We start from the raw sequence: 12,230 nt of genomic DNA, 5'->3' as shown, positions 1-12,230 counted from the left end.
CATCGATGTCCGGTTCCATCACCTCCGCCGCCACGGCTTCCAACAATGCGGCCACGGCCAGCACGCGGCTGGGCGGCGACCTCAACACCTTCCTCACGCTCCTGACGACGCAGTTGCAGAACCAGGATCCGACCGACCCGCTCGACACCAACCAGATGACGAACCAGCTCGTTCAGTTCGCCTCGGTCGAGCAGCAGATCGCGATGAACCAGAACCTGGGTTCGCTGCTCTCGTTGCAGCAATCGGCGCAGCTGACGGCGGCGGCGCCGATGATCGGGCGGCGCATCGAGGTGACGTCCGACCATGTCGCGCTGCAGAACGGCAGCGCCGAGATCCGCCTGCCGGCGGCCGGCACCGCGACCACCGCCGACATCACGGTGATGGATGCGAATGGCCGCACGATACGAACGCAAAGCGTGCCGTTGGGCAGCACCGCGACCAGCTGGACCTGGGACGGGAAGAACCAGACGGGCACGCGCCAGAACGATGGGTCCTACAGCGTGGCGGTGGCCGGGCGGACGGCGAATGGCGAGGCGGCGACGGTGTCCTACACCGTGCGCGGCACGCTGACCGGGGCGGAACGGACCGGTAGCGGGCTGACGCTGAACATGGGCGCGGTCACGCTCGGCTTCGACAGCCTGCGCAGCATCCTGCCGGAGAGCTGACGCCCCGCCTTTGCGACAACGGACCGAGGCCCAGCCTTCATCCGCGAGCGCGAAGCGCGACAGCGCCCAACCTGCCAGCGGCCGCCGGTGCGGCAGTGCCCGGCGCGAAGCGAAGCCGGCCGGATGGCCGGCGCCCGGCGTCTGAAGGACGCACGAAGACTCAAGCGATGGCCGCTTGGCGGCCATCGCGCACGCCCCGTTAACCAGCGCGCAACCAGGACCCGGCAAAGTCTGCCGCAGGCGGCAGGAGGCGGCCTCGGCATGCGGCAGGCGCGTCAGGATTCGGACACCCTATCGGGACGGGCTGCATGGGCGAAGGCCTGATCGCGCAGCTGCGCGGCCTCGGGATGCTGCGCCTCGGGCTACTGGGCGGCGCGGGGCTTGCCGTGCTTGCGCTGGTGGCCTGGTTCGCGCTGCGGGCGGGCCAGCCGCCGATGGGGCTGCTGTATGGGGAACTCGACCAGCGCGATGCCGGGCAGGTGATCGCCGCGCTGGATCGGGCGCGGGTGCCGTATCGCATCGAGGCGGGTGGCACGCGCATCCTCGCCCCGGAGGACCAGGTGCCGCGGCTGCGGCTGACGCTGGCGCGCGAGGGCCTGCCGCAGGGCGGGTCGGTCGGCTACGAGATTTTCGACCGTGGTGAATCGCTGACCACCACGCCGTTCCAGCAGGATGTGAACCGGCTGCGCGCGCTCGAAGGCGAGATCGGGCGCTCGATCCGGCAACTTTCCGGCGTGCGCGGGGCGCGGGTGCATCTGGTGCTGCCACGGCGTGACGCCTTCTCGCGCGAGCGGGGGGAGGCGCGGGCCTCGGTCGTGCTGACCATGCAAGGTGCGCAGCGGCTCGACCGCGAGGGCGTGCAGGCGGTGCTGCATCTCGTTGCCACCGCGGTACCGGGGCTGTCGGCGCAGAACGTCTCGATCGTGGACAGCCGTGGCGCGCTGCTCGCGCGCGGCGGCCAGGCGCTGGCCGGCCCCGGCACCGCCACCACGCAGGAGGAGATGCGCCACGCGCAGGAACTGCGCATCGGGCGCGCGGTGGAGGAAATGCTCGAACGCATCCTCGGCCCCGGGCGGGTGCGCGCCGAAGCGAGTGTCGAGATGGATTTCGACCGCGTCCAGACTACCGAGGAGCGCTTCGACCCCGACAACCAGGTGCCGCGCAGCCAGCAGAGCAGCCAGGAATCCTCGACCGGTTCGGAAGCCGGCACGACCTCGGTGCAGAACAACGTGCCGAACGCGAACGCGAACGCGAATGGCGGCGGCAATTCCACCCAGGAGAGCCGCCAGGAGGAGACCACCAATTTCGAGATCGGCCGCACCACCCGAAACACGGTGCGCGAACATCCGGTGGTCAAGCGCCTGTCCGTCGCCGTGCTGGTCGACGGCGTGTGGGAGACGCCGGCCGGTGGCGCGGCCAGCTTCCGCGAACGCACGGCCGAGGAGCTCGCGCGCATCACAACGCTGGTGCAGGGCGCGGTCGGCTTCGACGAGCGGCGGGGCGACCAGGTGCAGGTGGTCTCGCTGCGCTTCGCCGAGCCGCCGGCGCCCGACACATCCGTGCCGGGGATGTTCGACCTCAACTTCAGCAGCACCACCATCGCCCGGCTGGCCGAGAGCGGGATCTTCGCGTTGGTCGCGCTGCTCGCGATCCTGCTGGTGGGCCGTCCGGCGGTGGGCCGGCTGGTGACGCTGGCGGCATGGCCGGCCATCGCCGGGGCCGGGGGGGCCGGGGGTGCCGCGGGCGGCACGGCGATCGCCGGCACGACGGCGCCGGATGGCACGCCGGCGCTGCCGGGCCAGGCCGGCGGCGAGCATTCCGCGCTTGCCGGCACGTCGGAGGAGGAAGCAGCGATGATCTCGCTCGCCATGGTCGAGGGGCAGATGCGTGCCTCCTCGATCGCCAGGCTGCAGGACCTCGTTGAACGCCATCCGGACGACGCGCTCACCGTTGTGCGGCGTTGGATGATTCCGGAAGGAGCCTGAGGGAACGACAATGGCACTGAGTGGCGCCCAGAAGGCTGCGACCTTCATGCTCGCGATCGGCGAGGACCATGCCTCGCGGCTCTTCTCCAAGATGCATGAGGATGAGATCCGCGACATCTCCCAGGCGATGGCCACGCTCGGTTCCGTGCCGGCCTCCTCGGTCGAGGAGCTGTGCCGCGAATTCGCCGATAATCTCGGCCAGACCGGCAATCTCGTCGGCTCGTGGGAGACCACGGAGCGGATGCTGCTCAAGACGCTGCCGCGCGAACGCGTCGCGCAGATCATGGAGGAGATCCGCGGCCCGGCCGGGCGCACCATGTGGGACAAGCTCGGCAACGTGAACGAGGGGGTGCTCGCGAACTACCTCAAGAACGAATACCCGCAGACCGTCGCGGTGGTGCTGACCAAGGTGAAGGCCGACCACGCCGCTCGCGTGTTGTCGCTGTTGCCGGAAGGATTCTCGATGGAAGTCATCATGCGCATGCTGCGCATGGAGACGGTCCAGAAGGAGGCGCTGGACGGTGTCGAGCGCACGCTGAAGGCGGAGTTCATGTCGAACCTCGCCCGCGCCCAGCGCCGCGATGCTCATGAGATGATGGCCGAGATCTTCAACAACCTAGATCGCCAGTCGGAGACGCGCATCCTCGCCGCGCTGGAGGAACGCAACCGCGACGCGGCCGAGCGCATCCGCGGGCTGATGTTCACCTTCGACGACCTCGGCCGCATGGATGGCACCGGCGCGCAGGTGCTGCTGCGCGCCGTGCCGAAGGACCAGCTCACCCTCGCGCTCAAGGGTGCGTCGGAGACGCTGCGCGACCTGTTCATCAAGAACATGAGCGAACGCGCGGCGAAGATGCTGAAGGACGACATCGCCAATCTCGGGCCGGTCAAGCTGCGCGACGTGGACGACGCGCAGGCGGCGATCGTCATCCTCGCCAAGGACCTCGCCGCCCAGGGGCAGATCCAGATGCAGGACAGCCGCGAGGAGGAGATGGTCTACTGACATGCCGGATACCTTCACGCCCCATGCCGTCGAGCCCGGGCCGCGTCCCTTCATGCCGACGCTGCTGGTCGCCGCCCTCGATGCCGCACGGCGCGAGGCGGAGGCCCCGCCGCCACCACCTGCCGCGCCGCCGATCGAACCGCTGCTTGCCCAGGCGCGTCGCGACGGTTTCGCGGATGGCCTGGCCGAGGGCCTGCGCCGTGCGGCCGAATCACGCGAGACCGCGGCCACGCGCGCCATCGAAGGCGCGGTCGAGGCGCTGCGCCTGGGCCATGGCGCGGCACGCGCGGCGGCCGAAGCGGTGGCGCAGGATCTCGCGCGGCTGGTGCTTTCGATGCTCGATGCCGCGCTGCCCGGTCTGACCTCGGAGCATGGTGCGCCGCTCGCCGCCGCCTTCGCCCGCCGCGTCGCCCCGGTGCTCGAGAGCGTGCCCGAGGCGCGGTTGCTGGTGCCGCAGGGCCTCGGCGATGCGGTGCGCGCGCTGCTGGGCGCCAGCACGATCACGGTCGAGGAGGACGCCACCCTGCCGCCGGGCGATGCGCGCGCCACCTGGCGCGGTGGCGGCGCGACGCTTGAGCTTGCAGCGCGCCGGCGGGAGATTCACCGCGTGCTCGAATCATCCGGCCTTGGGCCGAAGGAGTAGACCATGTCTGGATCAAGCGGCTTCGAACCGGTCTCCGCCGCCTCGGATGAAGCGCGCCAGGCTGCGACAGCGCCGGTACGGGAGTTGGAGGCGGTGTACGACATTCCCGTGCAGATCTCGGCCGTGCTGGGGCGCGCGACGATGCAGGTCTCGCAGTTGCTCAAGCTCGGGCGCGGCGCGGTGGTGGAACTTGACCGCAAGCTCGGTGAGGCGGTCGACATCTATGTCAACAACCGGCTGGTCGCGCGTGGCGAGGTGGTGATGGTGGACGACAACCGTCTCGGCGTGACGATGACCGAGATCGTGAAGTCCGATCGGGGCGTCTGACCATGGCGCGCATTCTCATCATCGGTTCCCTGGAAGCCGAACTCGGCATCGCGGCACGCATCGCCACCGCGCGCGGAGCGCGGCTGTCGGTCGCCGAGGGGGCAGCGGCGGGGCTGGCGCGGCTGCGCAGCGATGGGGCGGACCTCGTGCTGTGCGACGTGGTGCATGATGTGGGCTGGCTGATCGGGCAGATGGTGGCCGAGCGCTTCGCGTGCCCGGTGATTGCCTGCGGCCGGCCCGACGATGCCGATGGCGCGGTGCGTGCGATCCAGGCCGGGGCCAAGGAATACCTGCCGCTGCCGCCCGACCCGGACCTGATCGCCGCGATGCTGCAGGCGGTCGTCGGCGACCCGGAGAAGCCCGTGGTGCGCGACCCGGGGATGGGTGCGCTGCTTGCCCGTGCTGAGCAAGTCGCGCGCGCCGAGGCCTCGGTGCTGATCATGGGCGAGAGCGGCACCGGCAAGGAGGTGCTGGCGCGTCACATCCATGCGGCGTCGCGCCGCGCGCGCGGGCCGTTCGTCGCGCTGAACTGCGCGGCGCTGCCCGAGGCGCTGCTGGAATCGGAACTGTTCGGGCATGAGAAGGGCGCCTTCACCGGCGCCGTCGCGGCACGGCGCGGCAAGTTCGAACAGGCCGAGGGCGGCACGCTGCTGCTCGACGAGATCGGCGAGATGGACCCGCGCCTGCAGGCGAAGATCCTGCGTGCGATCCAGGAACGCGAGATCGACCGGCTCGGCGGCAATGCGCCAGCGAAGATCGATGTGCGCATCCTCGCCGCGACACATCGCGACCTCGCCACCGAGGTCGCGCGCGGGCGCTTCCGCGAGGATCTGTATTTCCGGCTGGCGGTGGTGCGGCTGCGCATTCCGGCGTTGCGCGAAAGGCCGGGCGACATCCTGCCCTTGGCGCGGCATTTCGCCGAACGCTATGCGCGCGCCAATGGGCTGCCGCTGCGCCTGCTGACGCCGGCCGCCGAGGCGGTGCTGATGGCGCATGCCTGGCCCGGCAATGTGCGCGAGATCGAGAACACGCTGCATCGCGCCGTGTTGCTCGCGGAAGGGCACAGCATCGGGCCGGAGGCGATCGACCTGCTGGAACACATGCCGGTGATGGCGACGGACCAGCCCGCGGTGTCGGTCATCGCGCCCGTCCCCGTGCCGGTCGCGACGCCGACGGTCGCCGCCCTGGTCGGACGGCGCATGGATGAGGTTGAGCGCGACCTGATCCTCGAGACGCTGTCGCATTGCCTGGGCAACCGCACGCGGGCAGCGGAGATGCTCGGCATTTCCATCCGCACGCTGCGCAACAAGCTGCACGAATACCGCGCCGCCGGCGCCGCGGTGCCGCCGGTGCCCGGCCAAGCGCCGATGCCCCTGCCGGTCGGCTAGCGAGTGGGCTCGATCGTTCTGCCGGGCTGGCTGCGCCGCGCGCAGCCGGGCAATGACATGACGCTGGCGCTCGGCGTCGGCGCCTTGCTCGTGGTGCTCGTCGTGCCGCTGCCGACGGTGCTGCTCGATGCGTCGCTGGCGATTTCCATCACCGTCTCGGTGCTAGTGCTGATGGTGGCGCTGTTCCTGCGCCGGCCGCTCGACTTCACCTCCTTCCCGACGCTGCTGCTGCTGACCACGTTGCTGCGTCTCGCGCTCAACGTCGCCACCACGCGCACCATCCTGACGCATGGGCATGAGGGGGAAGGCGCGGCCGGGCATGTCGTCTCAGCCTTCGGCGGCTTCCTGATGGGTGGGGATGTCGTTGTCGGGCTGATCGTCTTCGCCATCCTGCTGGTGGTGAATTTCATGGTCATCACGAAGGGTTCGGGGCGCATCGCCGAGGTCGCGGCGCGGTTCAGCCTCGATGCCCTGCCCGGCAAGCAGATGGCGATCGATGCCGACCTGTCCGCCGGGCTGGTGACCGAGGCCGATGCCCGGCGGCGTCGCAGGGAACTGGAGGAGGAGACCGGCTTCTATGGCGCGATGGACGGTGCCGCGAAATTCGTTCGTGGCGATGCGCTGGCCGGGCTGATCATCACCGGCATCAACCTGATAGGTGGCATGGCGATCGGCGTGGCGCGCAACGGCATGTCGGTCGCCGAGGCGGCGCAGACCTTCTCGGTGCTGACGGTTGGCGACGGGTTGGTCAGCCAGATCCCGTCGCTACTCGTCTCGGTCGCCGCTGGCATCGTGGTGACCAAGGGCAGCACCGAGGGCACGGCAGATGAGGTGATGCTCGGGCAACTTGGCGCCGGGGCGAAGCCGCTCGGCATCGCCGCGGGGGCGGCGGTGATGCTGGCGCTGCTGCCGGGCATGCCGATGATCCCGTTCCTGGCCCTGGCCGGTGGCGCGGGGGCGGCGGCCTGGGCGACGCATAAGCGCGCCATGGCGCCGCCACCGGCCGAGGCGACGCCCACCGTTGCCGGCGAGCCGCCGATCGCCGAGACGCTGCGCATCGACATGCTGCGGCTGGAACTGGGCTATGGGTTGCTGTCGCTCGCCGCCGGCGACGCGCCACGGCTGACCGAGCAGATCAAGGGGCTGCGCCGGTCGATCGCGCAGGAGATGGGCTTCGTGCTGCCGTCGGTGCGCATCCAGGACAACCTGGCGCTCTCGCCCGACACCTATGCGATCCGGGTGAAGGAGATCGAGGCCGGGCGCGGCCGGTTGCGGCCGCCGCTGATCCTGGCGATCGACCCGACCGGCGGCGTGCCAAACCTGCCCGGCGAGCGCTGCCAGGAGCCGACCTTCGGGCTGCCCGCCATCTGGATCGAGGAAGCGCAGCGCGAGGAAGCGCTCGCGCGCAATTGCACCGTGGTCGATGCCGCCGGCGTCGTCGCCACGCACCTCACCGAGCTGGTGCGCGAGAACATGGCGGAACTGCTCTCCTTCGCCGAGACGCAGAAGCTGGTCGACGAATTGCCGGCGGAGCACCGCAAGCTGGTGAGCGACCTGGTGCCGTCGCAGATCGGCATGGGCGGCATCCAGCGCGTGTTGCAGGCGTTGCTCGCCGAGCGCGTCTCGATCCGCGACCTGCCGACCATCCTCGAAGGCATCCAGGAAGCCTGCGCGGCGGCGGCGCGCTCGGTGCCCACCATCCTCGCCATCGTGCGGGCGCGGCTGGCGCGGCAGCTTTCCGACGCGGCGCGCGGGCCGCAGGGCTATGTGCCGATGATCACCCTGTCCGCCGATTGGGAAGTGGCCTTCACCGAGGCGCTGATCGGGCCGCCGGAGGAACGCCAGCTCGCCATGGCGCCGTCGCGGCTGTCGGAATTCATGGAGCGGCTGCGCGCGGCCTTCGATGCGGCGACGGCGGCGGGGGAACAGCCGGCGCTGATCTGCTCGGCACCGATCCGGCCGCATGTGCGGGCGATCGTCGAACGCTTCAGGCCGGCGACCATGGTGCTGGCGCATACCGAGATTCATCCGCGGGCGCGCATTCGCACGGTGGGGACGCTGTGAGGGGCGCGACAAGGTTGGAGGGGCTTTGCCCCTCCAAGCCACCCCACCAAAGGCCTAAGGGCCTTTGGAAACCGATACTTGGTGCTTGGCATCGCCGCGGGGATCGGTGCCTGGATTCGTTCCTGGGCCCGACGCGACCTTTGGTCTCGGCGACGCGCCCTCAGCCCAATGCCAGGTATTGGTGTCCAGAGGCCCTTAGGCCTTTGGTGGGGGAGGTCCGGAGGGGGCAAAGCCCTCTCCGGTTTCGCCGCGCGACTGCACCACCAGGAACCCATCCATGCGGCTGAAGATCTTCCGGGCCGCCCGCATGCCGGAAGCGATGGCGCAGCTGCGCGAGGAACTCGGCGCCGATGCGGTCATTCTCTCGACCCGGCGGACCGCGCAGGGCATCGAGATCACTGCGGCACTCGAGCCCGAGGAACCCTGGCTGATCCCGCCTGCCGGCATGGCTCCGCCGGCGGTGCCGAGCGGCCCCCTCGCCTTCCACAACCCGCCGGCCACCCTCGCCGCGGCGCTGGCGCGCGGTCCGCTCGACCAGGCGCTGGCCGGGGCGCTCGGCTTCGCGCCTCTACCCGAGGGACGCGACCGGCCGCTGATGCTGGTCGGCCCGCCAGGCGCGGGCAAGACGCTGACCTGCGCGAAGCTCGCCGCGCGCATGGTGCTGGCCGGCGCGCCGCCGGTCGTCGCCACCACCGACGGACAGCGCGCCGGCGCCACCGCGCAGCTCGCCGCCTTCACCGGCGTGCTCGGCCTGACGCTGGCGGTGGCGCAATCGCCGGCGGCGCTGGGCAAGGCGCTGGCACGACGGGGACCGGGCCAGCCCGCCTTGGTGGATAGCGCCGGCTGCGACCCCTTCGACGCCCGCCAGGTGGTCGCCCTGCACGCGCTGGCCGCCGTCGCCCAGGCCGACCTCGTGCTCGTGCTGCCGGCCGGGCTCGACCCACAGGAGGCCGCCGACCTCGCCCGCGCCTTCGCCGCCCTCGGCGCGCGGCACCTGCTGCCGACGCGCCTCGATGCCGCGCGCCGCCTCGGCGCGGTGCTCGCCGCCGCCGAGGCCGGGCCGCTGCTGCTCACCGAGGGCGGCACCAGCCCCGAGGTGGTGGATGGCCTGGAACCCCTCACCCCGGCGCGGCTGGCCGCCCGGCTTGCCGCCGCGCCCCGCCGCGGTGCCCTTGTCCCGGCCGAGGAGGCCGCCCCATGACCCATCCCGCCAGCCTGCCGTCACCGGTCGCGGGCCGCATTCTCGCCGTCGCCTCGGGCAAGGGGGGGGTGGGCAAGACGTGGTTCGCCATCACGCTCTCTCAGGCGTTGGCACAACAGGGGCTGCGCGTGCTGCTGGTCGATGCCGATCTCGGCCTCGCCAATGTCGATGTGCAGCTGGGCTTCCAGCCGGCGCGCGACCTCTCGGCGGTGATCGCCGGGCAGGTCGGGCCGGAGGAGGCGGCGGTCTCCCATCCAGCGGGATTCGACATCCTGGCCGGGCGGTCCGGTTCGGGGTCGCTGGCGATGCTGGATTCGGCGGGGCTGGGGGCTGTGCTCGCCATGCTGCCGCGCGCGGCGTCGCGCTGGAACCGGGTGGTGGTCGACCTCGGCGCCGGGTTGGAGGCGCCGCAGCGGCGCATCGCGGCGCTGGCCGACACGCTGCTGGTGCTCGCCACCGAGGAGCCGACCAGCCTGACCGACGCCTACGCCGTGTTGAAGCTGCATGGGCGGGACCGGCCGGGTGGCGATGCGCGCATCGTCGTCAACCTGGCCTCCGACGCCGCCGCCGGGGCGCGCACCCATGCGGCGCTGGCGCGGGCGGCGGCGACCTTTCTGAAGCGGGAAGTGCCGCTGGCCGGCACGGTGCGGCGCGATGCCAAGGTGCGCGACGCGATCCGCCACCAGTCGCCGCTGCTGACGCGCCACCCCGGCAGCCCGGCGGCGCAGGATGTCGAGGCGATCGCGCGCGGCCTGCTCGCCTGCCCCTGAGCGACCGCGTGAACGCGGGTCCCGGCTTCCCGCCTGGAACGGGATGCGTTGCCGCGGCATCGCCGAAAGCGGTGAAGCCCGCGAGGGAACAAGGCGCAGGGCATCCTCCATGAGCGAAGGTGAACGCGTCATGCTCCAGGGTCCAGACCGCTGCCTCACGACGGCGTGTGACGGATAGGAGATTCCTGATGGGGCCCGGACGAGTCGGTGCTTGCGACGGCGGCGCATCCGGTGTTCACCCACGTCATGGCCGCGCTCGTTCGTCTCGACCGGGATCTGCGCGTGGACTTCGTCCGCGGCCTGTCCCTGTGGGTGATCTTCGTCAACCACACGCCGGGCAACGTCATCGGCTACCTGACGCCGCGCAACTATACCCTCGCCGATGCCTCCGAGGCCTTCGTGCTGCTCGCCGGCTATGCCGCCGGGCTCGCCTATGGCGGGGTGATGGATCGGCAGGGCTGGTTCTTTGCCGCCTCGCGCGTGCTGGGGCGGGTGTTCACGCTATATGTCGCGCACATCTTCCTGCTGGTGGTCTTCACCGCGCAGGTCGGGCTGTCGGCGGCAAGGCTCGATGCCGCGGCTTATCTGGACGAGCTGCATCTCGACCCATTCGCCACCGATCCGTATCGGGCGTTGTTCGAGGCGCTGCTGCTGCGCTACCAGCCATCCTTCCTCAACATCCTGCCCATGTATATCGCGGTGCTGGCGATGTTCGCGGTCGCCATGCCGCTGATCCGCCGGCCGTGGCTGATGCTGGCGCTTTCCGCCACGCTGTGGCTGGCGGCACGGGTCTTCGACATCACCCTGCCGTCCTGGCGTGGGGAGGACTGGTTCTTCAACCCGCTGGCCTGGCAGCTGCTGTTCTTCATCGGCTGTGCGCTGGGCTACCGGCCGCCGGGCGGGCAGCCGCTCAGCCTGCCGTGGCGGCGCTGGGCGGGGGTGCTGTGCGGGGTGGTGCTCGGCTGCGGCGCCGTGATGACGGTGCTGATGTATGCCCAGTGGGAATTCACCCAGGCGCGGTTGCCGGCCTTCGCGCCCTTCATCGCCGCGGTCGACAAGGCCTCGCTGCACCCGACGCGGCTGATGACGATCCTCGCCCTGACTTACCTGATCGCCAATCTGGTGCCGAAGGATGCGGCGTGGCTGCGCGGGCGCTTCGCCTGGCCGTTCAACCTGATGGGCCAGCAGTCGCTGCCGGTGTTCTGTGCCGGCATCGCGCTGTCCTTCCTTGGCCGCGTTGCGCTGGAGGAGTCGGATGGTTGGGCCATGCAGGTCGCGGTCAATGTCCTGGGGACGGCGGCGCTGGTCGGGCTCGCGCTGCTGACAGCCTGGTACGGCGCCGAGAAACGCAACGGCGGCCGGCGCGGCGCAACGGCGGGCTTGCCGACCGTCACCGCGACCGATAGGGGTTAGCAACGATGCGTGGCCTCCTCGCCCTGCTGTTCGGCATGATCCTCTCGCTGCCGGCGGTAGCGGAGGGGGCGGGATGCGGCGCGCCGGAGGAATACCTGCAATCCCCACCGCTGCACGCCACCGCCACCGGCATCACGACGGGCCGGTTGAGCGTCCTTGCCGTCGGCTCGGCCTCGGTGACCGGGCCGGGCACCGGCAGCCCTGCCGCCGCTTGGCCGGCGCGGCTCGAGGCGCTGCTGCGCGAACGCCGGCCCGACCTGCAATTGCGCTTCGAGGTGCGCGGCGCGCGCGGCAGCACCGTTACCGACCAGTGGCGGCAGATCGAGGCAGCGATGCGCGCCGGACCGCTCGACCTGGTGATCTGGCAGGCGGGCATGACGGAAGCGCTGCGCAGCCAACCGATCGACGACATGGTGGCGACCCTGACCGAGGGGCTGGACCGGCTGCATGCGCGCGGCATCGACGCGGTGGTAATGGGCATCCAGTTCAGCCGCTTCCTGCGCGCCAATGCGGATGTAGACCCGTATCGCGACGCGTTGCGGGTGGCGGCGGGGGCGACGCATGCGGGGTTCTTTTCCCGCTATGACATCATGCGCGCCTGGGCGGATGCCGGCACCGTCGATGTCGAGCACGCCGCGCCCGGCCGCCGCACCGCGGAGATTGACAAGCTCAATGACTGCCTGGCCCGGGCGCTCGGGGCCTTCATCCGCGACGGTGTGGAGGAAGCGCGGCGCTAGAGCGGATCGCGCCGGACTGGAATCGGTCAGGCCT

Annotated in this window: 11 protein-coding genes; all 11 read left to right on the top strand. The window is 71.0% G+C overall.

Annotated elements, in window-relative coordinates:
* Positions 1-5: 5 nt before the first annotated feature.
* The 11 genes from IEY36_RS09415 to IEY36_RS09365 all read left to right on the top strand — a co-directional run bounded on the left by IEY36_RS09415 (position 6) and on the right by IEY36_RS09365 (position 12,196).
* The gene (locus IEY36_RS09415) at positions 6-665 is read left to right on the top strand and encodes a flagellar hook assembly protein FlgD (protein ID WP_188966799.1); all 660 of its coding nucleotides are present in this window, start codon (positions 6-8) and stop codon (positions 663-665) included.
* Between the two features lie 308 nt (positions 666-973).
* Positions 974-2,650, top strand: coding sequence for a flagellar basal-body MS-ring/collar protein FliF (gene fliF / locus IEY36_RS09410; protein ID WP_188966798.1), 1,677 nt, complete (start codon positions 974-976; stop codon positions 2,648-2,650).
* A gap of 10 nt (positions 2,651-2,660) precedes the next feature.
* Entirely contained in the window at positions 2,661-3,653 is a 993-nt protein-coding gene (fliG, locus tag IEY36_RS09405) for a flagellar motor switch protein FliG (RefSeq protein ID WP_188966797.1), read from the top strand.
* Position 3,654: 1 nt separating this feature from the next.
* Positions 3,655-4,296, top strand: coding sequence for a FliH/SctL family protein (locus tag IEY36_RS09400; RefSeq protein WP_188966796.1), 642 nt, complete (start codon positions 3,655-3,657; stop codon positions 4,294-4,296).
* 3 nt (positions 4,297-4,299) lie between these two features.
* Positions 4,300-4,623, top strand: a complete 324-nt coding sequence (fliN, locus tag IEY36_RS09395; protein ID WP_229681223.1) for a flagellar motor switch protein FliN — start codon at positions 4,300-4,302, stop codon at positions 4,621-4,623.
* A gap of 2 nt (positions 4,624-4,625) precedes the next feature.
* Positions 4,626-6,011, top strand: a complete 1,386-nt coding sequence (locus tag IEY36_RS09390; protein ID WP_188966795.1) for a sigma-54-dependent transcriptional regulator — start codon at positions 4,626-4,628, stop codon at positions 6,009-6,011.
* A 57-nt stretch (positions 6,012-6,068) separates the two neighbouring features.
* Positions 6,069-8,075 carry a flagellar biosynthesis protein FlhA gene (flhA, locus tag IEY36_RS09385; protein WP_188967022.1) on the top strand — a complete coding sequence of 669 codons (2,007 nt, stop codon included), beginning with the start codon at positions 6,069-6,071 and terminating at the stop codon, positions 8,073-8,075.
* Between the two features lie 277 nt (positions 8,076-8,352).
* Positions 8,353-9,276 carry a flagellar biosynthesis protein FlhF gene (locus tag IEY36_RS09380; protein WP_188966794.1) on the top strand — a complete coding sequence of 308 codons (924 nt, stop codon included), beginning with the start codon at positions 8,353-8,355 and terminating at the stop codon, positions 9,274-9,276.
* Positions 9,273-10,046: a nucleotide-binding protein gene (locus IEY36_RS09375; RefSeq protein WP_188966793.1), complete on the top strand. Its 774-nt coding sequence runs from the start codon at positions 9,273-9,275 to the stop codon at positions 10,044-10,046. The genes IEY36_RS09380 and IEY36_RS09375 overlap by 4 nt, the downstream gene beginning before the upstream one ends.
* Before the next feature lie 207 nt (positions 10,047-10,253).
* Positions 10,254-11,459, top strand: coding sequence for an OpgC family protein (locus tag IEY36_RS09370; protein WP_188966792.1), 1,206 nt, complete (start codon positions 10,254-10,256; stop codon positions 11,457-11,459).
* 5 nt (positions 11,460-11,464) lie between these two features.
* Positions 11,465-12,196, top strand: a complete 732-nt coding sequence (locus IEY36_RS09365; protein WP_188966791.1) for an SGNH/GDSL hydrolase family protein — start codon at positions 11,465-11,467, stop codon at positions 12,194-12,196.
* Positions 12,197-12,230 lie beyond the last annotated feature (34 nt).

This window comes from Neoroseomonas lacus, from assembly GCF_014644535.1.
GTDB classification, from domain to species: Bacteria; Pseudomonadota; Alphaproteobacteria; order Acetobacterales; family Acetobacteraceae; genus Neoroseomonas; species Neoroseomonas lacus.
This window is presented reverse-complemented; position numbering and strand designations above follow the sequence as displayed.

What these genes read in the sequence shown, in the direction of transcription:
- IEY36_RS09380 (WP_188966794.1), top strand. Translation starts at nt 8,353, where the DNA reads ATGCGGCTGAAGATCTTCCGGGCCGCCCGCATGCCGGAAGCGATGGCG.
- flhA (WP_188967022.1), top strand. Translation starts at nt 6,069, where the DNA reads ATGACGCTGGCGCTCGGCGTCGGCGCCTTGCTCGTGGTGCTCGTCGTG.
- IEY36_RS09415 (WP_188966799.1), top strand. Translation starts at nt 6, where the DNA reads ATGTCCGGTTCCATCACCTCCGCCGCCACGGCTTCCAACAATGCGGCC.
- IEY36_RS09375 (WP_188966793.1), top strand. Translation starts at nt 9,273, where the DNA reads ATGACCCATCCCGCCAGCCTGCCGTCACCGGTCGCGGGCCGCATTCTC.
- IEY36_RS09365 (WP_188966791.1), top strand. Translation starts at nt 11,465, where the DNA reads ATGCGTGGCCTCCTCGCCCTGCTGTTCGGCATGATCCTCTCGCTGCCG.
- fliF (WP_188966798.1), top strand. Translation starts at nt 974, where the DNA reads ATGGGCGAAGGCCTGATCGCGCAGCTGCGCGGCCTCGGGATGCTGCGC.
- IEY36_RS09400 (WP_188966796.1), top strand. Translation starts at nt 3,655, where the DNA reads ATGCCGGATACCTTCACGCCCCATGCCGTCGAGCCCGGGCCGCGTCCC.
- fliG (WP_188966797.1), top strand. Translation starts at nt 2,661, where the DNA reads ATGGCACTGAGTGGCGCCCAGAAGGCTGCGACCTTCATGCTCGCGATC.
- IEY36_RS09390 (WP_188966795.1), top strand. Translation starts at nt 4,626, where the DNA reads ATGGCGCGCATTCTCATCATCGGTTCCCTGGAAGCCGAACTCGGCATC.
- fliN (WP_229681223.1), top strand. Translation starts at nt 4,300, where the DNA reads ATGTCTGGATCAAGCGGCTTCGAACCGGTCTCCGCCGCCTCGGATGAA.